Consider the following 22,582-nt stretch of genomic DNA (forward strand, 5'->3'; position numbering starts at 1 on the left):
GCAGGCCACTTGCTGATAAGGAAAGTATACAACAGAAAGGAAACTGGAAATGAAAAAAATCTATTGGCTACGACGACTATTGCTACTTATTACAATGTTCGGAGTCGGAGCTGCAGCGACAGGAGTAACGCCTACATGGATCAAATTCATTTTAATTGCTGGAGGTGGCGGCTACTTACTTTTGATGGCAGAGTTCGAGTATGAACAACAAAAAAGCCTACCTCGGCGGCAACCGAAGTAAGCAAAGGTTAATAAGTCTATCTACACGGAAGTATATCACATTTTTTAAATAGGAGGTAGGAGTAATTGGTTAAAAACAAAGTTCTGCTGAGTGAGTTGAACGAAGGAGCGCTTCAAGAACGGTTCGATTTTGAATTGGAACAGGTAACAAAAAACATCTTAGACCCAAATACAGACCCAGATAAGAAGCGAAAGATCACAATTGATATTACTGTTTTATCTGATGAATATCGTGAAGATATGGTGTTTGATTGTCAAATTAAATCCAAACTTGCGCCACGAGAGAATGTATCTTCAAGAGTGCTTATTGGGAAAAATGCAAAAGGTGAAGTTGTGACAAACGAATTGAAAAGTGGACAGCGAGGCCAAATGTATTTTGATCCAGAAGATTCAGAACTAAAAGATGATAAAGGAACGCCAGTTACTGAGATTGAAAAAATCCAAGAAACTGACAAAATAAAAAAATTTAAAACGAATTAGGAGTGATCTTTTATGACAGAAACAAGTAGAGAAGCTTTAGAGTATGCAGTTGAGCTTCGGGAAAAACAAGATGTAATTTTTTATGAAGATGGGAAAACTTTCTATGATCGGAACAAGGCAACACTAGCTGAATTAAGTCCAATAAAAAGAGCGGAACCATTGGAGGTTAATTCCTTATCAGGTTTGGTTGATTATATGAAATCAGAATTTCGTTCGATGGAGAATGATAAAAAATTATTGTTGCATGTAGAAGGCCCAACAAAAGTAGTGATTTATTCTGAATTGGACGATGATCGAAAACGTGAAAGTGTAATTGAAGCAACAGCGTTGCTAGATAAATTTCCGTATGGTCGTTTCATGAATTCCGAAGATTTTATTATCAATGTTCAATCATTAATCCAACGTGATCTTGACGCAGAAGCAATTTTGGCATGTGCAAGTTCTATTCGAATTGAAGGTGGCGGCGATTTAACAGACAACGGAATTTCTCAAACGGTGACTGTTAAAGAAGGTGCAGCGACGCTTATGCAAGCAGAAGTACCAAGCCCAGCAGAATTGAGACCATATCGGACATTTTTAGAAGTGGAACAACCATCCAGTCCTTTTGTTTTTAGAATTAATAGACTGGGTGAATGTGCTCTATTTGAAGCTGATGGCGGCATTTGGAAGCACGAAGCAATGGAAAACGTGAGTCAGTATTTAGTAAATGAATTAAAAGAATTGATTGATAGTGGAAGTTTAACAATTATTGCGTAACCCAAAAACTCGCCCTGATTCAACGATCATAAGCGAGCGAATAAAAGGATTACCTATCTAAGGAGAGAATAACATGATTAACGAGAAAATTCAACGAATGTTAAAGGAATTACAACGGGAATGTGAAAAGGAAGGTGTATCAGCACTTTGTACACTCCATAAAGAAGCGAATGCTTTACAACTGCTTGTTGGTGGATTACCCGATGTAGCTGCACTCTTAGCGATTCAAGAAAGTGAATTAGACAACGAGTTACTGGTTCCCGTGAAACTATTAAGGAATGCAGGATTAGAGGCATTGGGGATGGAAACGGGGAAAACTATGCCCGATCATACCTTTGTTCTTAATGATGTAAACGATATTCCAGATGTCCTTGAACGTATTAGGAAAGGTGAATTCGAATGAGTTTCGATTATGACACTGCAATGGCTGATTCTGATAGCCACGTTTTCATAAATGTCAGTCAATCTGGGTCAGAGGATAAGCCAGAGAACATGGAGGGATGGGCTGATGATTAGTTCAACAATGAAAATGGCTCGTATAGATTGGTTGTTAGACCGCAGAAAAGGAATAGGCGGTTCAGATGTATCAGCCATTCTGGGGTTAAATAAATGGAAATCTGCCTATCAAATTTGGTTAGAAAAAACAGGACAGGTTGAATTATCTGAATCAGACAGCGAGCCAGCTTATTGGGGAACGGTTTTGGAAGAGGTTGTAGCAAAAGAATTCGCCGTGCGGACTGGAAAAAAAGTCCGTCGGCGTAATCAAGTATTTGAGCATCCAGAATATCCATTTCTTAGAGCGAATATTGATCGTGATGTAGTAGGAGAAAATGCGATATTGGAGTGCAAAACAGCGAATCAATTTCTTAGCAAAGAATGGGATGGTGAGGAAGTCCCGCTCAGTTATCTGTGTCAAGTACAACATTATATGAATGTTCTTGATAGAGATTATTGCTATTTTGCTGTATTGATCGGTGGTCAAAAATTCATCTGGAAACGCATTGAACGAGATCAAGAATTGATTGACTCAATCACCAAACGCTTAATTGGATTTTGGGAAGAAAATGTAATTAAAGGCATAGAACCATCTATTGATGGCAGTGATGCCACTAAAAAATTCTTGAATGCTCATTATAACGAAGAAGGATTGAACGAAATTACTCTTTCAAATCATTTTGATGAATTAATTGAAAGTAAAAAGCAACTAAAAGAAACTGAAAAATCAATCAAGATCCAAATACAAGAAATTGATAATCAAATTAAATCAGAGCTAGGGAAAAGGAATGCAGTAATAGGGATTTCTCCTAAACATGTCATCTCTTGGAAACAACAAAATAGAATGACATTAGACAAGAAACTATTGACTGAGAAATACCCTGAAGTTGCAAATGATTCCAGCATATACAAAACATCAAGTTATAAAAAATTAGTTGAAAAGGAGATTGGCTAATATGGCAACGAACAGTTCGTTAAAAAATCAGCTTGCAGAAAATAGTCAGAAGCAAGTTAATCCAAGCAAATTGGGTCTGAAAGCATTAATGAATACGCCGACGATGCGAAAAAAATTTGAAGATGTATTAAAAGATAAGTCAGATGGTTTTATGGCCAGTGTTCTTAATTTAGTAAGCAATGATTCCTATTTATCTTCAGTAGAACCTATGAGCATTATAACTAGTGCAATGGTAGCAGCATCATTAGATTTACCTGTAGATAAAAATTTAGGTTATGCATGGATCGTTCCTTATCGTGGAAAAGCTCAATTTCAGCTCGGATACAAAGGATACATTCAATTAGCCCAACGATCAGGACAGTATAAAGCACTTAATGTGATTGAAGTCTATGAAGGTGAATTGAAAGGTTGGAATCGTCTAACAGAAGAATTTGAGTTTGATCAAAGCGGACGACAGTCAAATCAGGTAATCGGTTATGTAGGATATTTTGAGTTACTAAACGGATTCAAAAAGACTGTTTATTGGACGAAGCAAGAAATCGAACGGCACAAACAGAAGTTTAGCAAATCAGATTTTGGATGGAAAAACGATTACGATGCTATGGCCAAGAAGACAGTATTACGAAATATGCTTTCTAAATGGGGAATATTATCTATTGAGATGCAGAAAGCGACGATTACTGACGAAACGATTGTTAATGATGTTACAGAAGATGGCAGCATCATTTCTGAGACAGAAATAGAAGATGGCTCTGAAAGAAAAGAAGCGGAGCCTATTATTGATCAATCAAATGATCAAACAGAAGAACAGACGGCTTTATTTGATGATACAAAGCCACCACTTAAATAACGAGGGAGATAATTCTCCCTCTGAATTGGAGGTGAAGCTGTGGCAAGACCAACAAAGAACGGTCTTGATTATTTTCCTCTTGATGTTCACATTTTTGAAGATGAAAAAATAGAAGCCATTGCTGGTGAATTTGGTATCAAAGGTGAGCTTGCAGTAATCAAACTGTTATGCGCGGTATATGAAAAAGGATACTTCGTTGTATGGAATGACCTGACCAAAGCTAAACTTTTGAAAAGACTACCGGGCACCAGCAAGGATTTGTTAGAGCAAGTTGTCAACCGCTTAGTTACATGGGAATTTTTTAATAAAGACCTGTTTAACTCGGCTAAGGTATTGACCAGCAAAAAAATCCAAGACAACTATTTTGAAGCAACGAAAAGAAGGAAAATGCCAAAACCAACACAATACGTTATTAATGCTGACAATAACTCACAAGTAAAGGGAGTTAATGTAGACATTAATCCACAAAGTAAAGTAAATAAAACTAAAGTAAATAAAACTAAAGCTTCTGAAACTAGTATTACTAAAAATTCAGAAGATAGTGCTGTGCGTTATTGGCTCAATCAAGTCAACCCAGCAGAAGCACCATTCATTACTCAATCCATTCAGCATTGGGTAAATGACTTTGGAGGTCAGGACGAAATTATCATTTTAGCGATTGATGACATGTTGAAGCATGGCGCTAGAAGCTATAAATATCTTGACGCTGTGCTAAGAAGCTGGGAAAACAAGCAATTAGATACCGTTGAGAAAGTGAAGCGCCAGCTTGAAAGTCATTATGCTAAGCCAAGCAATAAGACTAAGAGCCGCAACTCGTTCAAGCAAGTAACAAACTACGGCGAGACATTGTACACGTATTACGAGCAGGAACTCCGCTTTTCGCCAAATATGACGTTCGATGAGTATGTCGCTAAGAAGCGCCTAAATGAGCGTGACCGACAAGCATTAGAACAATACGTTCACAGTCTGGGGGAGTGATAGAATGACTGATTTAGAATTGGCAGACGCAATCACTTCGTTGTTACCCGATGACTATCGAGAAAAGTTGAGGGGAACACAAGAACGCTTTGAAAAGACCATGGAGCAAACGAAACTAGACACCAAAGAATCGAACGAATGTTTTTGTCGATACATGGAGATTTATTGGCTAGCGGTTTATAACGGGCGATACGAATACAGTGCGTTGCAAAAGCTAGAGTATTCCGAATGGCGCAAACGTGCAAAAGAGATGCTACAAAGATTGTAACGTAAGGCGGTGACCGCATGAGGCGTAAGAAAACACCAGAACAACGACAGGCTAGACGTGAACTTTTTATGCTAACTGACGAGGAACTAAATCCAGAGTGGTTCAATGATCCAGAAAAAGTAAAACGTCGGGATGAATTGCTGGGAATTATCGAATATCGTGAACCGGTTGTAATGAGCGACGATGAAAAGTATCAACGCTATTTAGACAAACGCCCAGGTTTAGAGGCTGCTGTCGTAAAGATGTTGCTTGAAAAGAAGTTAAGCAAAGAAATTCGAGACGAATTAAAAATGGATTTTAAAGTGATCGCATTTTGTCGGAGAAAATACAATTTGAATCCGAAAATACGTACGAAAAGAGTTAGGAGAACATGATGGACGAACTAATACAAATGATCGAAGAGTGGTCGAAAGAACGCGGAATCAATAAAGCAGATCCTCAAAAACAGATGCTTAAACTGTACGAGGAGATCGGTGAAACGTCAGCGGCTGTCGTCAGGGACGATAAAGAAGCCCTCAGAGACGCGATAGGTGATTCGGTCATAACATTTTACTCAATCTAGCTTTGCAGAACGATATGAGCCTGTATGAGTGCGTGATGCACGCTTATGGAGAAATCAAAGGGCGAGACGGCAAAATGATCAACGGCATGTTCGTTAAATCTGACGATATGAGGATCGGTTAGCAGTAAGCCTTGTATTTTTTTGGACAAAAATTAGGAGGAATACGAATTGAACAAAGTAAAAATTACAGCAGTATTAATTATTACCGCTTTGGCTTTATCAGGATGCGCTAGTTGGGATCGTTTGAAAAAGAGTTGGTCCAGTGAATTAGGCAACGGTCTTGAAAGAGAGGTCGTCATTACAGACCAAACAGGCAAAGTGGTTTATGAAGACTCAGGTAAGTTCGATGTTGAAGTAAACGATTATCGCGTGAAGTACATTGATGAAAAGGGTAAGCTTCACATTATTTATCTCGGTGCTAGTACAGCCGTTGTTAATGAGAAATAAAAGTTCTGCTAACTGGGGCATTAGCAGAGGAAAAAGGAGGTAATATTTTGTTTAAAAAACAGAATGGTAAACGGAGATGGAGGCGAATTTTGTGGCTTGAGGGCAAGCATTGTCGAAAAGACATTCGTTGGTATGCTGAGTTTGATCGAGAAATTCGTGAAGATTTTCATTTAACATATCCAAATCAAGTGTGGAGACATAACACAGATTGGCGTCAAAATAGTATCAATGAAATGAACAATTGGCGGTTATTCGTTGACAAGATTTAAAAAAAGCAAGCTCTACAACCGAAGCTGGAGCATTAGCATAGAAAAGGAGTAAAAAAATATGAGTGAAGTAGTTGAGTTACCAGATGATTTAGCTGAAATTGCGTCCATTTTTGGAATGGTACGAACTAGGATCGAAGTCATTACGCTAGAGAATGATTTATCGCTGGAGTTAGTTTTAAGCGGAGAATCAAGCGAGAAAATGCCTGATAGCCTGTTAGTGTTACTAGAAGTACAAAATACACTGCTAAAAGGAATTGCTGATCAAATAAAAAAAGAAAAACTGGATTCCAAAGAAACAATGAAATTCATCAATCGTATTTTAGAACAGACTAGAATGATCAGCTAACGGAGGAAATCAAACACTAGGAAAGGAATGATTTTAGTGGAAAAGACACAAGGCTTGAAAGTCGGATCAAAAGAATGGTTGGAACGCCTGAACGGGGCAGTAACATTTCCTGAAAAATTTGCATTTTACTATAACAAAAGAGAAAACATTATCCAAATAGGCGTAGTTCGTTCTAAGGGGAAGGTTGAAAATATCAGATGGAGTGCTGTAAAGCCAAGTCCTTTACTGTTCCATCCAGAAGATTTAACAGCTTTAGTTGCTGTCAAGAACGTTGAAAGTGATGAAGAATACACGGAGCTGGTACTGAAATATCAAAAATTGTGGTGTAAATAAGCGACCACAACAGCAAAGTAGGAGGATTTGATTTGAAAACAATTAAGCAATTACAAATTGAAGTACATGAGAACGCGGTGAAGCACGGTTGGTGGGATGAAGAAAGAGAGTTCGGTACACTAGTAGCCCTTTGCCATTCGGAATTATCAGAGGCGCTAGAAGAGTCTAGAAATGGTCGCGAATTAAACGAAACTTACTTGGGCGAAAACGGAAAACTTGAAGGCGTGCCGTCCGAACTTGCCGATGTTGTTATTAGGATCATGGACATGTGCGAAAGATACGAAATTGATTTGCAAGACATTATTGAACAAAAACATGAATTTAATAAAAGTAGACCGTACAAGCATGGCGGAAAGAAATTCTAGTAGCGACAACAATTACAGAAGAAAGGACGAATAAAATGAATACTACTGAAGAAAAGAAAAATGCATATTTGCAAAAGTTTGATCGAGAAAATGATTTGTCTGAACTAGGATGGGACGATTCGAAAAGATACGGTGAAGACATAGTTAAATTACTGGAAGACAAAGAAGGCCTAACATATGAGGAAGCATATGCAAGCCTTCAGTACGCATATAACTTATTGAAATACAAATCTAATTTTTTGGAACTTCGAAAATAGAAACAAACTTGACTGATTCAAAAGAATTTAAATCTACAACTGAAATCTTTGGTAAATTGGGCATATTTACAAAGGTTACATCATACAAATTGTGTGGTAATTTATTTTCTTCTTGAAGGTCAGTTACTAAAGAGACCATGTAGGAATTCAATAATTCTAGATTGTTTTCACTGTTAATAAACATAAAAAACTCTTTAACTAATTCAGTTCCAAATGGCTGACGGATTTTTTTGAACAAATCGATTTGTTTAGTCTCAGCCAATTATGGAGGAAAGGAGCTTGGAAATTGCCAAAGATACTAGATGCCTGTTGTGGATCGCGGATGTTTTGGTTTGACAAACAAAATCCATTGACCACGCACATGGATATCCGACAGGAATATGAAGAACTTGAAACAGGCCATGTAATCAATGTTGATCCAGATGTTATTGGAGATTTTCGAGATATGCCCTTTGAAGACAATGAGTTTGATTTAGTCGTATTTGATCCGCCGCATTTGATCCATGCCGGTGAAAATTCATGGTTGGCCAAAAAGTATGGCAAGTTAAATAAAGACTCTTGGGAATTTGATATTCGATCGGGCTTCTTTGAATGTATGCGAGTGTTGAGACCAAACGGTACCTTAATTTTCAAGTGGAATGAGGATCAAATCAAGTTGCATGACATTAGAGTAGCGATTGCGCCATATGAGCCACTATTTGGCAATAAACGAAGTAAAACACATTGGCTGACGTTCATTAAAGAATTACTGTAACGACCACTATCAAGGAGGTTTAACTTGGACGATAAACGTTTTATTAAACAATGTGAGAATCGCTTGCGATATAAACAAATTCGCGAGTTGTTGAAAAAAATAGACGAATACTTAGTTGAAAACAATCTCACACAGACACTTATAAACAAAGTCTATTTGGATTTGGATGAGCTTCAAACACAACTAGCTGTGGATTATTTTCAAAATACACATTCCAAGGAGGACGGCGAATGAACCAATACCAAGTAAAATACATTGCACATAATGATCGCATAAAAACCTGTTATCTGCATGCGAATAATCAAGAAGAGGTAGAAGAGTCTGCACGGATACTACAAGGCTGCAAGCAATTGATTTCTATTCGTGTGTGGCCAAAAGAACAGGAGGACGGCGAATGAGTCTAATTGAAGAATTAAAAAGCACCAGCGATCAGTCTTTTGATAAATGGTTTGATCGTTGGTTTGAAAAGAATGATTTTCCTAACACATTTAAAAAATCAGCTCAGCAAGGGTATTCAGGTTTTCGCATTGAGTTGAGACGAACAACACCATTATCAGAAAGAGATGAATACTTGAATCGGCGTTTGAGAGATCCGCGAACGGTAGTCCGATTAAAAGAAAAATTGCCAGGTATACGTGTCGAGTTCGTCAAAGAGCAGGCAACAGGCCCATTCAGGCTGAGATACACGACTGAGAAATTAGAATTTAGTTGGAAGCAAGCAAACCAGGAGGACGGCGAATGAAAGTCATAGCTCGTGGAAGACGGTCAGGTAAAACACTGGACCTTATAAAAGAATCAGCCTTATCAGGAAACTACATTCTTGTTCGTAATCACAGTGAGGCGCAAAGGCTCTTTCAACTAGCAAAGGAAATGAAACTGTCTATTCCTCTTCCTGTGACGGTAAGCGAAATATCATTAGGTAGGATTCAAGGGACATCAATCAAGCGTGATGGAATACTTGTAGATAATGCGGAGCTTGTTTTACAGCAGTTGATAGGAGCTAAAATCAACACTCTTACAATTTCCACTACTGAGGAGGACGGCGAATGAAAGATCAAGTATCAATCCCAGATGTGCGGGAAGCCATCAAAATGGCAAAAGACATCACACCAATAATGAATCAAACAGAATATCTTCAATTGGTCGCATTCTACGCTCGTGTTCTAGAACGATATGAAAAAGAGGAATACCCAAACGGGTTACCAGAGGAGGACGGCAAATGAACATTGAACATACAGCATTAGACGAAAAGGGATTTATTGAGAAAAGTATCAGCGTTCAAAATTTAGATAGTGGTAATTACCTAGTGACAGCTTATGAATTACCAACCGGTAAAAAGAAAGAACGAGTTATCACGATGGAGTTTACGCAAAATGGAATTAATGCCTTATTGGGTGGAATGATGGCGGTAAGTGGGAATGTTTTTAACAAACAAAAGTTCCGGTAACCACGCCTATTAAGTAGGAAGGAGAAATAGTATGGAGGACATACTTAGGTTGTTGAATGAAAGAGAACGACAGAGTGAAGATGCATTTGATAATTTCTCAAAAACTGAGCCAAATAATATTGATGATTGGCGACAAGGATATATGTATGGACTTAAGGAAGGGCGACTAAGAGAGATCAAAGATATAAAAGAAATGGTCTTAAAGAATCGTTAAACCAAGCCAATTTTATTAGAAGGAGCACCTATGACGAGAAAAAAACAAAAAGAAATACTCTTTTGTGACTATTTTGATCAATGGGTTGAGACCTACAAGGTCGGGGCAATAAAACAAGTGACACTTAATAAGTATTATATGTCTGGTAAGCAACTGAGAAATATTTGCCCGAAACTACTCATGTCAAATTTTGATCGCATTGAGTATCAAAAAATCATTAACGAGTATGCAAAAACGCACGAGAAACAAACTACCGTTGATTTCCACCACACAATCAAGGGTTGCATCTTGGACGCGTTTCACGATGGCGTACTTGATAAAGACCCGACGTATCGTGCTGTAATTAAAGGAAAAGAACCAGGAAAAAAACGCATGAAATTCTTACAAAAAGAAGAGTTAACTAAACTACTTCATTCGTTAGATTTAACGCACGGAATCAATAAAGATTGGTTCATCTTACTACTAGCTAAAACAGGAATGCGTTTCGCAGAAGGTTTAGCTATTACACCAGCAGATTTTGATTGGTCAACGAATCAATTAAGCATAAATAAAACGTGGAATTACAAAAAATTTAATGGCGGTTTTGAAACGACTAAAACCGAAAGTAGCATTCGAAAAATCGCTATTGATTGGCAGATCGTCGGACAGTTCAAACCGCTTATAGAAGGTCTAGAACCGAACGAGCCTATCTTTATTGAGAAATTGGCAGATGGTCACTACAAAAGGCAGCATAATTCAACATACGGCAACTATTTATTATCAAAATGTAGAGAATTAGGCATTACAGAAATAACGTTGCATGCCTTGAGGCATACACATGCCAGTGTTCTTTTAGCTGAAGGTGTATCAATCAACACAATATCGGCACGACTAGGGCATGCGGATGTTGGAGTGACACAAGAGACATACGCTCATGTTTTAGACGAACTAAAGAGAAAAGACGATCAAAAAATGATGAGCGTTCTGATGCAGATTGCATAGCGAGGTGATCAAGCATGGCAAGTAGATGGACTGAAGATGAAGACGTTTATCTAGAATATTTTGCTTATGAGGGCGATTCGGGCATTCAAGAGGCGGCTGAATACTTGAATAGATCAAAAGCGGCTGTTGTATCACGACTACAATACTTGCGAAAAAAAGATAGCAATGTTCGATGCCTGAAAAGGAAATGGTCAGAAAAAGAAGATGAATTTCTTAGAAAAAACTATCGTGTCATGAAAAATAATGAGTTAGCAAAACGTTTAGGGCGAACATGCGCAGCAGTGGATCAACGAAAAAAAATATTAGAACTGAGGACTATCAGACCGATTACCGTTCATAAGGACAAGATTATTGAACTCATACAGAAGGGATATTACAGACCTGAAATAGCGAAAGAATTGAATATCAATGAGGCTTCATTAGTAAAATTTTTGATAATTAACAAAATCTACTGCAAGCCTGTTCCATACAAAATGAGAACCAAACAAATTAGAGAAATTAATGAGAGGCGACTTTATGTTAACTGCGAAAATAGTAAATAACCTTTTGGAAGTAGATGACAGCTACAAAGCGCCTGAATCACTTTTAAAAAAGATGCTAGATAATGACGATAGGGTCAAATTATTTGATGATTTCTTGAAGATCGAACAAGAACTGGATCGTGATTGGTTTGTCGATTACTTCCAAGAAGAACACTCAGAACGTAAGAGATTTAATCAAGATTTTACTCCATTACCAATGGCCGAGCTTTTAAATAAACTGACTGGAAATTCAAGAACCTATTTCGAATCAGCAGCAGGGTCAGGCGGTTTACTGATCAGTGCATGGGATCAGAACAGAGCTGAAGCTTGCGAACATAGGTTAGATTCAAGGGCCTATTGGTATCAAGTAGAAGAGCTGTCAGATAGAGCCGTTCCGTTCTTAATCTTCAATATGGCGATCCGTGGGATGAATGGTGTGATATTGCACGGCGATAGCTTGGAACGAACATTCAAAGAAGTCTATTTCATTCGAAATGAATCAACTGAGTTTTTAAAGTATAGCGAAGTCTTTGTAATGCCAAAAACGGAGATGTTAATGGCTGAGTTGGATATTAAAAAGTTCATCTAACTCAGCCTATCAAGTAAGAATCTATGTGATCATTAATCGATTTTTTGATCACATAGAATTTAGGAGGTATTTATGAATAAACAAGATAAGAAAAAATTGACGAAACATATAGAACTCAATCAACACATGACAGAAATTAGTATGTTTGGCAGAACAGCAGTAGTAGACGTTGTTCCATCAGATCGACTTATAGACTTAATTGATGAGTTAGCGAGTCCAGTCAAAGTGCCGAAATTCGTTGGAGAATTACTTGACTATTATCGTAATTCTACTGACGTCGACTTATTGGCGCTGCTCATCTGCTTCAAAAATTGGTACTTTAGAAAAGACAAACTCAGCGAGAATGAAGAGGCGATTGATTGGCTTGTTAGACATCCAGAAAAATTTATGAAGGCATGGCTAGACGGCTACGAGGTCGATGAAGAGCGGAAGTGGGTGGTTAAAGTTGGTAATTTATATTTTTGTGGTTGGGAAGATACCACTGCTCAATTTGTGATGAACACGGTGCTTGGTGAAGATGAGTCGATTATCAAATATAAAAATGAGGGAACAGCTTCTTCGGTGGCTAAAAATCTCGGCGGCACAGTCGAGAAAGTGTAGGTGGCGGAATGAATGTAGACTGCTACGGAATCATGACATGCGCAGGAGTAGGCAAGCCATGGAAACTATTTCCTGAAACTTTTACTACGGGAAAAGAAGCAAGTGCGTTTTACGTAGATCATTTATCTAGTGAAGGAAACTTGTTCAGGATAATTGAAATTAACATAGTCAGCCAAAATATGCTGTATCACTAAAGATCCGGTAACCGAAGCAATAAAGGAGGAAATTATGAAAAGAAAAAAATTTAGTGCAGGGGAGTTTATGTTAACTGCAATCCCTATTTTTATTATCGTGTTTTGGATTCTTGTTGTATTTTCAATTGGCTATTTGGTTTTTCATCCAGAAATGATTGGTGAATATATAGGGAAAATTATGAACGGATTTAGGTAAGGAGGAAAACAATGATACCCATCTATCGGATTTGGGATAAACGAACAGGAAAATGGATGAACGTTCAGGAGGCAATAATAAGTAATGGAGAAGTATACGAGACATGGCGTGATTTTGAAGATGGTCTTTCATTAACGGAAGATGATTATGTATTCGTTCATTCAACAGGCCTAAAAGACAAGAACGGCGTTGAGATATTTGAGGGGGATATAGTGAAAGTGACTAATCATCCTTTTCAAAAGAAAGAAGACAGTGCAGGCATCGAAATAGATGGCGATTACTTAATCGGATGGTCTGATCATAATTTAACTTGGCTAGCTGGCGATTTACTTTTGTATCAGCTAAAACCTTATATCGAAGTTATAGGCAACATCTACGAAAACCCAGAGTTATTGGAGGTGGAATAAATGTTAGACATGAAAATATTTGATTATCGAATTACTAGCGATTCACGTCAAGTGATTTTGAGTAAAGCGCTGAGAAATGAAGATGGAGAACTGTATGAAAGAAAAACTCCTAAAGGCGAAATGGAAGAGGCTCGCAGTGTTATTGGCTACTATTCTAATGTCAGCAAGGCTTTAATCGGCTTACAACGCGATTATGTGTTACATGGCGACAAGCCTATTAACGACATCAAAACATATAAAGAAGAGCTAGAAACGATTACTAAGGCGTGTGAGGATAGATTAAACATGGGAGAACCATTTAATTAATCCGCTAATGTCGCCAATAGCATACAAAAAAGCCGGGTTTCCCCAGCTAACTAATAAATTCGACAAGTTTATTATAGCACAGGGGGAATTGAAAATATGGCGCTTTTTGATGTAAGTAAATATGAAACACCAAATCCAAAAGATGTGGATTTAGAAAGTACAAAACATAATGTTTCGGTTTTTCTATCTGCTTATCAATCTGCACGCTGTAGAGTCGGTCAGCCTAGAGAACCGCAAATCACTACGAGTTATTCTCTAATTCCACCATCAACAGTAGACCATGGGTTTGAAGCAGAGCAAATGTTAATTCAAAAACAAGAAGCACAAGAAGAGTTTGAATACTTACATGGTCTTTTTGTGAAAGGGTATGTCGCAATACAGCATCCATTTAAACCAGATGTAACAGTAAGACGAAAAAGAATATTTATGGATCGCTACATCAAAGGGCAAACTATTTACATCACAGCTCAAAGAAACAACATCAGTGAAGATTCGGTAAAGCAAGAGTCTAGTGTAATTGTTGTTCAGTTTGCGGCAGCATTGGAATTAGTAGCTTTCAAATAATCACCATTTTATACACTTTTACTACACGTTTTATAAACAAAGCTTAACCATTACCCCTCTAATTTCTGAGGTATTATGATAGTGTCAATAAAGTATTGATACGGCTTAGCCGTTGATATAAACGTGTCCTACAGCTCAGGTCACAACAAATAATGAATATATGAAGGAGGTGAACAGCTTCCTTCCGTCACTATTCTTTATTCTTAACGATCATGGTCGGTACAGAAAATCTATTATAGAAAGCGAGTAGCTCCTCTTCGTATGCTACTTACATGTGCCGACCAGTACATAACAAAGGGTCACTCGTTTGAGTGGCCTTTTTCTTTGGGAGGAGAAAGACTAATGGCATTATTCAAATCAGGCGATAGAGTAACAAGGACATTCAACGGTTTATACTCGGGATTACCGGGAACAATTATTATGTGCAGCGTGATTCAACAAGGTGAGAAGGATAGATACATTATTGAGTTGGATAGTGGGAAACGTATTGTTTTGTGGGAAACGCAAATTGAATACTATAGTTATCCACAGGATAAAAACGATTGATTTAATCATTTAAAAGAATCAGCGATTAAACCAGTGATACCAACGGATAGAACGATATTTAAGTATTTGCGATTATACTATGTATTCGAAAAGATAAGAGGGTGATAGAACACTCAGAAAGAGTAGTGAGTATGAAAAGAGTAAAACCATTTTACAAATCGAAGAAGTGGCTAATAACTGCTTCAAGGATAAAGAGACGTGATGGTTATGAATGCCAAGAATCAAAAAGATACGGTTCGTTTCAGCAAGCAGAAGTTGTTCATCATATTTATCCGCTTGAAGAATATCCAGAACTTTCTCTTGTTAGTTGGAATTTAATCAGCTTATCTAGTAAGCAGCACAATAGAATGCATGACCGCAACACAAATGAAATAACTGAAATCGGAAAGCAATGGCAAAGAAGAAGAAAAAATGAATTTGATAGATGGAAGAAGTCGAAGAATGATACCCCCTCCTTTTCGAAAAATTGAAAAAACTTTCGGGAACCGAGGATGGGAACTTTTTCCAATAGCGCGGACATTTGAAAATATTTTTTCCTAGAGGAAATGGAGGTGTGGAATTGGTGAAAAATGTTCCTCAACGCGACACAATTAAGCGGCGAACAATCAAATACATGAAGCAGCTTGGAACCTATAAAACCCAGTACAATCAAGTGATTGAAGTATATGCAGATATGCTCTATCAGTATAATTATCTGAGTAGAGAATTTGAGAAGCAATCTTTTGAAGTTTTGGTCGAAACTGAAAAAAGTGGTGGTAAAAAGTCGCCGATTTTAGCAAGCCTTGAAAATCTAAGAAAAGATATTGGAACTTATTCCGATCGATTAATGTTGAATGCTAAGACATACAATGCCGAGATTGAACAGCCGCAAAAGGAAAAATCAACTTTCCAAAAACTATTAGAAAAACAAAAGATGTGATGGTATGGATCTATCACATATTGATTCAGTTCACTTCCAAACGGCTGTCGATTATGCAACAGAGCTATCGGAATTAAGAGTATTAGCAAATCAAGATCGTGTTTTGGCATGTAAGAGATTTCTATCAGATTTGAAGAGAAATGATTTGGATTTTTGGCAGGAGCAGTTTGATTTTGTTATTGATTTTATTGAGGGTGCTGTTCATCATATTCAAGGCGAAGATAAAAACGGGATTAGTTTTAAAGGGCAGCCTCTTTTACTAACGGATTGGCAAAAGTTTGTTTGTGTGAATCTGTTTGGCTTTTTCAATAAAGGAACAATGATTAGGCGTTTCACCGAAGCGCTTATTTTTTTACCACGTAAGCAAGGAAAGACTGCTTTTAGTGCAGCATTGACTGAAGCTAAAAGTGTTCTTGATCGTCTTTCAGGATCAAAAGCATACATAGTTGCGAACTCAGTTAAACAAACGTTAGAGTGCTTCAACTTTTTGGTTGATAACGTAAATGAGTTAAAGAGCGACGTAAAGAAGTTGCGGGTGAGAGACAACAATCAGGAGCATTCGATTCATATTGATTTTGGCGATGGAACAAGTGATATGTTTGCTATTGCCAATCAAGAGGATAAATTAGACTCGCTCAACTGTAATTGCTTGGTTCTAGATGAATTACATTCGTGGAAAAGAGCTGGCGCAAAGAAATATACGTTGATGAAGAATGCGATGAAAGCTTACCGAAATAAATTATTGATAGGTATCTCTACCGCCGGTGATATTCCAGATGGTTTCCTTGCAAATCGTATTAAAACGTTACGAAAAGTGTTAAACGGTACGATAACTGACAATGCCTATGATTCCTATTTCATTTTCCTTTGTTGTGCCGATCAAGACGAAGAAGGAAATGTTCTCAATAGTAAAGGAGAGATTACAACTCTTGATGATCCAGAAGTTCTACAAATGTGCACACCTTCGCTTGATGTGACGGTAACGCTCGAAGAACTTCAAAATGATGCTGCTCAGGCGATGAACGAACCACAGTTGAAATCCGAGTTCTTAAATAAGACTTTAAATATCTTTACGAATGCTCTTGATGCATATTTCGATATTAAGGAGTTTCAAACATCCGATCAAAACTATTCGTGGACTTTAGAAGAATTAGCGCGATTACCAATTGTTTGGTATGGCGGAGCTGACTTATCCAAACTACATGATTTAACAGCTGGTGCATTATATGGAACGTACAAAGATGTAGATATATGTATTACTCACGGTTTCTTTCCTAAGTTAGCCGCAGTTCAAAAAGCTGAAGAAGATGGCATTCCTTTGTTTGGTTGGCAAGAAGACGGATGGTTAACAATGAGCAACACACCGACTGTATTACATGATGATATTGTCAACTGGTTCATTCAAATGAAAAAAATGGGCTTCAAGATAAAGCTAGTTGGATTTGACAAGAAATTTGGTCGTGAGTTCTTTTTGAAAATGAAAAAGGCTGGTTTCAAGATTTTGGATCAGCCGCAATACTTCTACAAGAAATCAGAAGGCTTTAGACATATTGAAGTGAAAGCTAAAAATAAAAAGTTCTATTATCTTCATTCTGAAGCATTTGAGTATTGTGTTCAAAATGTTCGTGCCATTGAAAAGACGGATGACATGATCCAATATGACAAGTTGGATGGCGATGGTGGTGTTCAGCGTATTGATTTGTTTGATGCGGGTGTATTTAGTTGCTGTCAAATGCTTGAAGATATGGCTTTAGGGAGTGTTGGTAGCAAGTGGTTAAACAGAAAGTGAGTGAGAAGATGAGTTCTATAACTGTTAATCAAGATGGAGTTTGTTTGAAATCAGATCGTGAATTAATCTGGCAAGCATTAATGGCAAAAGCAAGATCATTGGAGCAGGTGTTAACAAAACACAATCTTTCAACAGAAGAAAGAAAAAGGTTGCAAGATGAGTATGAACGAGTCTTTGCATTAACCGAAAAGTATCGGAGGTGAGAGATTGTCAAAGAAAAGAAAACAAAATAATCGTTCAAAAATCCAACCATCAGGGTCAAGTGATCCGACAGTTGGATTTTTTATGTCGGATTTAGCAAAAGACATTTTGGTTCCTGGTTATACAAGGTTATCAGATAATCCCGAAGTTCGAACAGCGTGTCAAAAAATTGCTGATTTAGTTTCTGGAATGACTATTCACTTGATGGAAAACAGCAACAATGGGGATATTCGAATCAAAAATGCGTTATCACGAAAAATTGATATTGATCCATATTCATATATGACCCGAAAAAATTGGGTTTATAACATTGTTTACTCAATGTTACTTCCAGGCGATGGAAATGCAATTGTCTTTCCAACTGTAAAAGACGGGTTGATTCATGAATTGAAGCCATTGAAACCCTCAAAGGTTTCTTTTGTGGAACTTGATGAGGGATACAAAATAAAGTATGGAGACTCAATTTATGGTCCTGACGAAGTACTTCATTTTGCCATTAACCCAGATCCTGAAGAACCTTGGAGAGGAACTGGATACAGGCTCGCATTGAGAGATGTAACTCAGAATTTAAGACAAGCCACGGCTACTAAAAAATCATTTATGAGTGGTCAATACATGCCAAATGTAATTGTTAAGGTTGATGCGATGAACGAAGAAATGGCAAGTGCAGCGGGTAGACAACAAATCAAGGATAAGTATTTAGGTGAGTCTAAACCAGGAGAACCATGGGTTATTCCGGCAGAGTTACTAGATGTGGATATAGTAAAACCGTTGACACTAAAAGATATCGCTATAAATGAATCAGTTGAAATTGATAAAAAAACTGTAGCTGCACTTTTAGATGTCCCTGCATTTATCTTGGGTGTAGGAAGTTTTAACAAAGAAGAATACAACAACTTTATTCGTACAAGGATTAAAGCAATTGCTGACGTCTTCCAACAAACGTTAACAAAAGGATTAATTGAAAATCCAAACTGGTATTTCAAATGTAACTCAAAAAGTTTGATGGCCTATGACACAAAAGAACTGGCAGAAATTGGTATGAATCTGTATATTCGAGGAATTTACACAGGGAATGATGTCTTGAGTTTAATCGGTGATTCACCGAAGGAAGGATTAGATGAACTAATTATCCTAGAAAACTTTATTCCAGCTGGAATGATTGGAGAGCAAAACAAATTGAAAGGTGGTGGTGAAGATTGACAGAAAAAAGAATAATGGAAAATCAGACTAGGACCCAGATTACTAAATTTGAAACTAGAGAGGAAACTAGCGGAGAAAAGGTAATCGAGGGATATTTTGCTGTATTCAACAAAGAAACTGAATTGTGGCCGGGCGCTGTCGAAGAACTTTCTCCAAACGCTTTCGATCAGACGTTGAGTAACGACATTCGGGGTCTAACAAATCATGACTCCACTTTAGTTCTTGGGAGAAACAAAGCAGGGACGCTTGAACTTCGAGTTGATGCAAGAGGCCTTTGGGGGAAAATCATCATCAATGAACAAGACTCAGATGCAGTCAATTTATACGAACGTGTAAAACGTGGTGATGTTGATCAATGCAGTTTCGGGTTCAATATTCTTGGAGAAGAAACCGATTGGCGAGAAGACGGAAGTGTTAAGTGGACTATTACAGAAGTGGATCTTCATGAAGTATCCATCTGCACATTTCCTCAATATGAAGATACTGGTGTTCAAGCTAGACAAAAGATGGCTACTCAGTATAGAGAAAAGCAAAATGATTTATGGAAAAGAAATGTTTTATCAAAACTGAAAGGTGGAAATAAATAATGGCACTTAAGCAAATTTTGTTACAGAGAAAGATTAATGACAGTAAAAAAATCCTTGAAACTTTGCGTGAGAAGGATCTGGAGTTCAAGAAGCGGGAAGCGGACCTTGAAACGGCTATTGGAGAAGCTGTCAATGATGAAGAAAAAAATGCTGTTGAAGATGAAGTGAATAAGTTCCAAGCAGAAAAAGAGCCGCATGACGAACAAAAATCAAAACTTGAGGCAGATATTGCGAGCATGGAAACAGAACTCGAAGAATTAAATTCGAAACAACCAAAAAATAAAGAAGTCGAAGGAGCGGAAAGAAGCATGCCAAAAGCTAAGCAAAGTCGAGATACACATAGAAATGAATATTACGAACGTTCAGATGTAAAAAACTTTTATTCTGAATTGCGCGAACGTTTGCAAATGCGTGCTAATGGGCAAGTATTACCAGATGGTCCAAGTGGAGCTGAATTAATTATTCCAGATATCATTGTTAACCGAATCCGTGAAAGAATCGGTGACTTCACAACTTTATATCCTTTAGTAGATAAAGTTGTAGCGAAAGGTCGCGTAAAACTAATTTTGGATGTTGATACATCAGAGGCTACTTGGTTAGAAATGCGTGGGGCGTTACCTGAAGACGATGATTCAAATCTAACTGCTGTTGAGTTTGACGGGTTTAAAATTGGACGGATTGTCTATATCGACAACTCTTTACTAGAAGATTCGGTTATCAACTTAGATGATTATCTTACTAAACGGATTGCTCGTTCAATTGCGAAAGGATTAGATAAGGCAATTGTCGTAGGCGAAGGATCTACTAGCAAACAACCAGAAGGGATTTTACCAGCAATTCCAACAGTTAATAAGGTAACTAAGAAGCCAAAATATGAAGAACTGATTCCAGTTATCGGTTTGATTGACACTGGTGAAGATGCAACTGGTGAAATTGTAGCCGTTATGCACCGACAAACCTATTACAATCGGATTGCAACTTTAACGCTTCATACTAATTCAGCAGGAGTTGATGTTGTTCAGCTACCAAATCTTTCAGCACCGAACTTTTTAGGATTAAAGGTAGTGTTTAACAACTATCTGCCAAAAGATAAAGTGTTGTTTGGCGTCATGGAAAAATACACATTAGTTGAACGTGAATCCGTTCGTGTGGATATGTCAGGTCATTACAAATTCCGTGAAGATCAAACAGCGATTCGTGGGTTAGGACGTTACGATGGAAAACCGGTTATGCCTAAAGCCTTTGTTGAAGTGACTCTGGATGTATCTGAAACACCAGCCGGCTAAGGAGTGATTAAATGTATAAAGTAGTCAAGAAGTTTCGAGATGTGGTCGATAGTGACCACATCTATGAAATTGATTCTATTTACCCACGCGATGGTTACGAGCCGTCAGAGGAGCGTATCGAAGAACTATTAGCAGATGATGGCGATCATCGTTCAAAACCATTAAAAGGAAGTCCACTGATCGAAGTTGTTGAAACCACAACGGCAAAAGATACTGTTCAAGGGAAGATTTCTATTGATAGTGACGAACAAAAACCACTTGAAGCAATGACTGTTAAAGAATTAAAAAAGTATATTTCAAGTAAGAAAGAGGACTTTGACACGAGTCTGAAAAAACCAGAACTTTTAAAACTGGCACAATCTATCGCTATCGGTGGTGAATAATCATGGATGATTTCGTTTTACCACTATTGAAAGCAAGAAAGGGGATTTCTAGCGAGTCTAGAGATCCCCTTTTAAAGGCGATCATAAAAGGTATCATTGACGATTGCAGAACGACTCATGGGATTGTTCTAGATAAAGATAACGGTCACCATGTGATTTTTGTTTTGGATTGGGCCACATGGAAGTATAGCCATCCAGAAGACGGAACTACTCCACGTAGTATCCAGTTCAGACTGCATAATTTAGTTATTCGAGAAGGTGCGAAGCATGAGTGAAGCGACTTGGGATGATGAAGTTGTCTTGATCGAAGTTACTGGCTATAAAAAAGATAGCTTAAAACAACAGATACCAGTAACCAAAGAAAAGACAGTCTGTTGTTACACAACACCAGTTACAAGAAGTGAGTTCTATAGTGCTCAGCAAAATAATATTCAAATCGCTGAAACTATTATTGTTCATCCGTATGAATATTCAGGACAAAAGACAGTTGAGTTTAACGGGATAAAATTGTCGGTCATCAAGACATATAAGATTGATCAAGAAGAAATTGAACTCACCTGTGTTGAAAAACTTGGTGATCGATAATGGCTACTAAAGGTAGTGTTCAAGAGCTTTCGAAATTGATCGTACAAAGTGTCACAGAGTATACGGATGATGTCGTTAAGGAAATAAAACAAGAAAGCAAGAAAATTACGACAAGAGCTGCACAAGAACTAAAAACAGCTGGCAGCTTTAAAAATAGGCGGGGAAAGTACAGAAAAGGTTGGCGTGTCAAAAGTGTGAAGGGAGAGGGCGATGTTGTTCATAATTTGACTGATTATCAGCTTACTCACTTACTTGAAAAAGGGCACGCTTTGAGGCGCGGCGGTCGCTCTGTTGGACACGTTGCTGCAAGAGTCCATATCGAACCGATTGAGAAAAAAGCGGTGGAAGATTTTGAAAAAGCAGTAGAAAGGGCGATTAAACGATGACATTGGAGCAAATAGCTGAAATGCTTGAAAAAACAAATTTGCCAGTGGCCTATCGTAAATGGGCAGAGGGGCAAGTGCCAGAACTTCCTTACATTATTTACTATGCTGATAGAACTGACAATTTTAAGGCTGATAATCGAGTGTATCATAAAATCCAAGATGTAAGTATTGAGTTATACACTAACACGAAAAATACTCGTGAAGAAAACAAAATTGAAGCCTTGTTGGATGCAAATAAGCTCGAATGGGATGCTTATGAACAAGACATTGAATCGGAGAACATGTTTGAAGTTTTATATGAAATATCGCTATAAGGAGGAAAT

General features: G+C 37.7%; 45 protein-coding genes and 1 pseudogene. 45 read left to right on the forward strand and 1 reads right to left on the reverse strand.

Annotation, left to right across the window (positions count from 1 at the left end; genetic code table 11):
* The first annotated feature begins 49 nt into the window (after window positions 1-49).
* The 16 genes and pseudogenes from AUF14_RS04465 (at window position 50) to AUF14_RS04540 (ending at window position 7,601) form a co-directional block, all read left to right on the forward strand.
* Window positions 50-241 (forward strand): hypothetical protein, encoded by a 192-nt coding sequence (locus tag AUF14_RS04465; RefSeq protein WP_102865896.1) that lies wholly within the window; start codon window positions 50-52, stop codon window positions 239-241.
* A 65-nt stretch (window positions 242-306) separates the two neighbouring features.
* Window positions 307-720 (forward strand): hypothetical protein, encoded by a 414-nt coding sequence (locus tag AUF14_RS04470; protein WP_102865897.1) that lies wholly within the window; start codon window positions 307-309, stop codon window positions 718-720.
* A gap of 12 nt (window positions 721-732) precedes the next feature.
* Window positions 733-1,476 carry a hypothetical protein gene (locus AUF14_RS04475; protein WP_070509299.1) on the forward strand — a complete coding sequence of 248 codons (744 nt, stop codon included), beginning with the start codon at window positions 733-735 and terminating at the stop codon, window positions 1,474-1,476.
* 73 nt (window positions 1,477-1,549) lie between these two features.
* Complete coding sequence (locus tag AUF14_RS04480; RefSeq protein WP_102865898.1) at window positions 1,550-1,879, forward strand: hypothetical protein; 330 nt, start codon at window positions 1,550-1,552, stop codon at window positions 1,877-1,879.
* Between the two features lie 105 nt (window positions 1,880-1,984).
* On the forward strand, window positions 1,985-2,926 hold the full coding sequence (locus AUF14_RS04485) for a YqaJ viral recombinase family nuclease (RefSeq protein WP_102865899.1): 942 nt from the start codon (window positions 1,985-1,987) through the stop codon (window positions 2,924-2,926).
* A gap of 1 nt (window position 2,927) precedes the next feature.
* Window positions 2,928-3,776 carry a recombinase RecT gene (locus tag AUF14_RS04490; protein ID WP_048720574.1) on the forward strand — a complete coding sequence of 283 codons (849 nt, stop codon included), beginning with the start codon at window positions 2,928-2,930 and terminating at the stop codon, window positions 3,774-3,776.
* A 39-nt stretch (window positions 3,777-3,815) separates the two neighbouring features.
* Complete coding sequence (locus AUF14_RS04495) at window positions 3,816-4,754, forward strand: Lin1244/Lin1753 domain-containing protein (protein WP_048720572.1); 939 nt, start codon at window positions 3,816-3,818, stop codon at window positions 4,752-4,754.
* Window positions 4,755-4,758: 4 nt separating this feature from the next.
* A complete protein-coding gene (locus tag AUF14_RS04500; RefSeq protein WP_102865900.1) occupies window positions 4,759-5,022 on the forward strand; it encodes a hypothetical protein in 264 nt (87 codons plus the stop codon).
* 17 nt (window positions 5,023-5,039) lie between these two features.
* Window positions 5,040-5,396 carry a hypothetical protein gene (locus tag AUF14_RS04505; protein WP_010743600.1) on the forward strand — a complete coding sequence of 119 codons (357 nt, stop codon included), beginning with the start codon at window positions 5,040-5,042 and terminating at the stop codon, window positions 5,394-5,396.
* Window positions 5,396-5,706: pseudogene (locus AUF14_RS04510) on the forward strand (MazG-like family protein). Before AUF14_RS04505 ends, AUF14_RS04510 begins: the two are co-directional and overlap by 1 nt.
* 46 nt (window positions 5,707-5,752) lie before the next feature.
* Entirely contained in the window at window positions 5,753-6,031 is a 279-nt protein-coding gene (locus AUF14_RS04515) for a hypothetical protein (RefSeq protein WP_048720570.1), read from the forward strand.
* Between the two features lie 47 nt (window positions 6,032-6,078).
* A complete protein-coding gene (locus AUF14_RS04520) occupies window positions 6,079-6,300 on the forward strand; it encodes a hypothetical protein (protein WP_102865901.1) in 222 nt (73 codons plus the stop codon).
* Between the two features lie 58 nt (window positions 6,301-6,358).
* Window positions 6,359-6,646 carry a hypothetical protein gene (locus AUF14_RS04525; RefSeq protein ID WP_102865902.1) on the forward strand — a complete coding sequence of 96 codons (288 nt, stop codon included), beginning with the start codon at window positions 6,359-6,361 and terminating at the stop codon, window positions 6,644-6,646.
* A 27-nt stretch (window positions 6,647-6,673) separates the two neighbouring features.
* Window positions 6,674-6,979 (forward strand): hypothetical protein, encoded by a 306-nt coding sequence (locus AUF14_RS04530; protein WP_193756240.1) that lies wholly within the window; start codon window positions 6,674-6,676, stop codon window positions 6,977-6,979.
* Between the two features lie 32 nt (window positions 6,980-7,011).
* Entirely contained in the window at window positions 7,012-7,344 is a 333-nt protein-coding gene (locus AUF14_RS04535; RefSeq protein WP_102865903.1) for a nucleoside triphosphate pyrophosphohydrolase family protein, read from the forward strand.
* A gap of 35 nt (window positions 7,345-7,379) precedes the next feature.
* Window positions 7,380-7,601, forward strand: a complete 222-nt coding sequence (locus tag AUF14_RS04540) for a hypothetical protein (RefSeq protein WP_102865904.1) — start codon at window positions 7,380-7,382, stop codon at window positions 7,599-7,601.
* Here the strand turns inward: AUF14_RS04540 and AUF14_RS04545 are convergent.
* Window positions 7,576-7,863, reverse strand: coding sequence for a hypothetical protein (locus AUF14_RS04545; protein ID WP_127478966.1), 288 nt, complete (start codon window positions 7,861-7,863; stop codon window positions 7,576-7,578). The two genes, AUF14_RS04540 and AUF14_RS04545, sit on opposite strands and share 26 nt — an antisense overlap.
* A 24-nt stretch (window positions 7,864-7,887) precedes the next feature.
* On the opposite strand from AUF14_RS04545, the gene AUF14_RS04550 reads away from it, so the two are divergent.
* From AUF14_RS04550 to AUF14_RS04680, 29 genes are all read left to right on the forward strand, one after another.
* Window positions 7,888-8,355 (forward strand): class I SAM-dependent methyltransferase, encoded by a 468-nt coding sequence (locus AUF14_RS04550; protein ID WP_102865906.1) that lies wholly within the window; start codon window positions 7,888-7,890, stop codon window positions 8,353-8,355.
* A gap of 24 nt (window positions 8,356-8,379) precedes the next feature.
* Window positions 8,380-8,589 (forward strand): hypothetical protein, encoded by a 210-nt coding sequence (locus tag AUF14_RS04555; RefSeq protein WP_028020905.1) that lies wholly within the window; start codon window positions 8,380-8,382, stop codon window positions 8,587-8,589.
* Window positions 8,586-8,753, forward strand: a complete 168-nt coding sequence (locus AUF14_RS22470) for a hypothetical protein (RefSeq protein WP_158408728.1) — start codon at window positions 8,586-8,588, stop codon at window positions 8,751-8,753. Before AUF14_RS04555 ends, AUF14_RS22470 begins: the two co-directional genes overlap by 4 nt.
* A complete protein-coding gene (locus AUF14_RS04560) occupies window positions 8,750-9,097 on the forward strand; it encodes a hypothetical protein (protein ID WP_070504221.1) in 348 nt (115 codons plus the stop codon). The genes AUF14_RS22470 and AUF14_RS04560 overlap by 4 nt, the downstream gene beginning before the upstream one ends.
* The gene (locus AUF14_RS04565; protein WP_102865907.1) at window positions 9,094-9,405 is read left to right on the forward strand and encodes a replicase; all 312 of its coding nucleotides are present in this window, start codon (window positions 9,094-9,096) and stop codon (window positions 9,403-9,405) included. Before AUF14_RS04560 ends, AUF14_RS04565 begins: the two co-directional genes overlap by 4 nt.
* Complete coding sequence (locus AUF14_RS22475) at window positions 9,402-9,578, forward strand: hypothetical protein (protein ID WP_193756241.1); 177 nt, start codon at window positions 9,402-9,404, stop codon at window positions 9,576-9,578. The genes AUF14_RS04565 and AUF14_RS22475 overlap by 4 nt, the downstream gene beginning before the upstream one ends.
* Complete coding sequence (locus AUF14_RS04570) at window positions 9,575-9,802, forward strand: hypothetical protein (RefSeq protein ID WP_102865908.1); 228 nt, start codon at window positions 9,575-9,577, stop codon at window positions 9,800-9,802. The genes AUF14_RS22475 and AUF14_RS04570 overlap by 4 nt, the downstream gene beginning before the upstream one ends.
* A 31-nt stretch (window positions 9,803-9,833) precedes the next feature.
* A complete protein-coding gene (locus AUF14_RS04575) occupies window positions 9,834-10,016 on the forward strand; it encodes a hypothetical protein (protein WP_070504224.1) in 183 nt (60 codons plus the stop codon).
* 30 nt (window positions 10,017-10,046) lie between these two features.
* Window positions 10,047-10,997 carry a site-specific integrase gene (locus AUF14_RS04580; protein WP_070509400.1) on the forward strand — a complete coding sequence of 317 codons (951 nt, stop codon included), beginning with the start codon at window positions 10,047-10,049 and terminating at the stop codon, window positions 10,995-10,997.
* A 14-nt stretch (window positions 10,998-11,011) separates the two neighbouring features.
* Window positions 11,012-11,539, forward strand: coding sequence for a hypothetical protein (locus AUF14_RS04585; protein WP_028020911.1), 528 nt, complete (start codon window positions 11,012-11,014; stop codon window positions 11,537-11,539).
* Window positions 11,514-12,107 (forward strand): N-6 DNA methylase, encoded by a 594-nt coding sequence (locus tag AUF14_RS04590; RefSeq protein ID WP_028020912.1) that lies wholly within the window; start codon window positions 11,514-11,516, stop codon window positions 12,105-12,107. The genes AUF14_RS04585 and AUF14_RS04590 overlap by 26 nt, the downstream gene beginning before the upstream one ends.
* Before the next feature lie 72 nt (window positions 12,108-12,179).
* Window positions 12,180-12,707 carry a DUF1642 domain-containing protein gene (locus tag AUF14_RS04595; RefSeq protein WP_102865909.1) on the forward strand — a complete coding sequence of 176 codons (528 nt, stop codon included), beginning with the start codon at window positions 12,180-12,182 and terminating at the stop codon, window positions 12,705-12,707.
* Window positions 12,708-12,935: 228 nt separating this feature from the next.
* Window positions 12,936-13,097 carry a hypothetical protein gene (locus AUF14_RS22480; RefSeq protein WP_193756242.1) on the forward strand — a complete coding sequence of 54 codons (162 nt, stop codon included), beginning with the start codon at window positions 12,936-12,938 and terminating at the stop codon, window positions 13,095-13,097.
* A gap of 11 nt (window positions 13,098-13,108) precedes the next feature.
* On the forward strand, window positions 13,109-13,504 hold the full coding sequence (locus AUF14_RS04605) for a YopX family protein (RefSeq protein ID WP_102865910.1): 396 nt from the start codon (window positions 13,109-13,111) through the stop codon (window positions 13,502-13,504).
* Complete coding sequence (locus AUF14_RS04610) at window positions 13,505-13,810, forward strand: hypothetical protein (protein WP_048719862.1); 306 nt, start codon at window positions 13,505-13,507, stop codon at window positions 13,808-13,810. It abuts the gene before it with no gap.
* 96 nt (window positions 13,811-13,906) lie between these two features.
* Window positions 13,907-14,374, forward strand: coding sequence for an ArpU family transcriptional regulator (locus AUF14_RS04615; protein WP_102865911.1), 468 nt, complete (start codon window positions 13,907-13,909; stop codon window positions 14,372-14,374).
* 342 nt (window positions 14,375-14,716) lie between these two features.
* A complete protein-coding gene (locus tag AUF14_RS04620; protein ID WP_102865912.1) occupies window positions 14,717-14,920 on the forward strand; it encodes a hypothetical protein in 204 nt (67 codons plus the stop codon).
* 131 nt (window positions 14,921-15,051) lie between these two features.
* The gene (locus AUF14_RS04625) at window positions 15,052-15,390 is read left to right on the forward strand and encodes an HNH endonuclease (RefSeq protein ID WP_102865913.1); all 339 of its coding nucleotides are present in this window, start codon (window positions 15,052-15,054) and stop codon (window positions 15,388-15,390) included.
* Window positions 15,391-15,482: 92 nt separating this feature from the next.
* Complete coding sequence (locus AUF14_RS04630) at window positions 15,483-15,839, forward strand: P27 family phage terminase small subunit (RefSeq protein ID WP_227656354.1); 357 nt, start codon at window positions 15,483-15,485, stop codon at window positions 15,837-15,839.
* A 4-nt stretch (window positions 15,840-15,843) separates the two neighbouring features.
* Window positions 15,844-17,628, forward strand: a complete 1,785-nt coding sequence (locus AUF14_RS04635) for a terminase large subunit (protein ID WP_102865915.1) — start codon at window positions 15,844-15,846, stop codon at window positions 17,626-17,628.
* Window positions 17,610-17,831, forward strand: a complete 222-nt coding sequence (locus tag AUF14_RS04640; protein ID WP_102865916.1) for a hypothetical protein — start codon at window positions 17,610-17,612, stop codon at window positions 17,829-17,831. The genes AUF14_RS04635 and AUF14_RS04640 overlap by 19 nt, the downstream gene beginning before the upstream one ends.
* A gap of 4 nt (window positions 17,832-17,835) precedes the next feature.
* Window positions 17,836-19,032, forward strand: coding sequence for a phage portal protein (locus tag AUF14_RS04645; RefSeq protein ID WP_102865917.1), 1,197 nt, complete (start codon window positions 17,836-17,838; stop codon window positions 19,030-19,032).
* Window positions 19,029-19,619 carry an HK97 family phage prohead protease gene (locus tag AUF14_RS04650; RefSeq protein WP_227656328.1) on the forward strand — a complete coding sequence of 197 codons (591 nt, stop codon included), beginning with the start codon at window positions 19,029-19,031 and terminating at the stop codon, window positions 19,617-19,619. Before AUF14_RS04645 ends, AUF14_RS04650 begins: the two co-directional genes overlap by 4 nt.
* Window positions 19,619-20,905, forward strand: a complete 1,287-nt coding sequence (locus tag AUF14_RS04655) for a phage major capsid protein (protein ID WP_102865918.1) — start codon at window positions 19,619-19,621, stop codon at window positions 20,903-20,905. The genes AUF14_RS04650 and AUF14_RS04655 overlap by 1 nt, the downstream gene beginning before the upstream one ends.
* A gap of 11 nt (window positions 20,906-20,916) precedes the next feature.
* Window positions 20,917-21,288 (forward strand): hypothetical protein, encoded by a 372-nt coding sequence (locus AUF14_RS04660; protein ID WP_102865919.1) that lies wholly within the window; start codon window positions 20,917-20,919, stop codon window positions 21,286-21,288.
* Window positions 21,289-21,290: 2 nt separating this feature from the next.
* The gene (locus AUF14_RS04665) at window positions 21,291-21,563 is read left to right on the forward strand and encodes a hypothetical protein (protein WP_102865920.1); all 273 of its coding nucleotides are present in this window, start codon (window positions 21,291-21,293) and stop codon (window positions 21,561-21,563) included.
* Window positions 21,556-21,873 carry a phage head closure protein gene (locus AUF14_RS04670; RefSeq protein WP_102865921.1) on the forward strand — a complete coding sequence of 106 codons (318 nt, stop codon included), beginning with the start codon at window positions 21,556-21,558 and terminating at the stop codon, window positions 21,871-21,873. Before AUF14_RS04665 ends, AUF14_RS04670 begins: the two co-directional genes overlap by 8 nt.
* Window positions 21,873-22,259: a hypothetical protein gene (locus AUF14_RS04675; RefSeq protein ID WP_102865922.1), complete on the forward strand. Its 387-nt coding sequence runs from the start codon at window positions 21,873-21,875 to the stop codon at window positions 22,257-22,259. The genes AUF14_RS04670 and AUF14_RS04675 overlap by 1 nt, the downstream gene beginning before the upstream one ends.
* Window positions 22,256-22,573: a hypothetical protein gene (locus AUF14_RS04680; RefSeq protein ID WP_102865923.1), complete on the forward strand. Its 318-nt coding sequence runs from the start codon at window positions 22,256-22,258 to the stop codon at window positions 22,571-22,573. The genes AUF14_RS04675 and AUF14_RS04680 overlap by 4 nt, the downstream gene beginning before the upstream one ends.
* Window positions 22,574-22,582 lie beyond the last annotated feature (9 nt).

Source organism: Enterococcus avium (assembly GCF_002891025.1).
In the GTDB taxonomy this organism is placed as follows: domain Bacteria; phylum Bacillota; class Bacilli; order Lactobacillales; family Enterococcaceae; genus Enterococcus_A; species Enterococcus_A avium.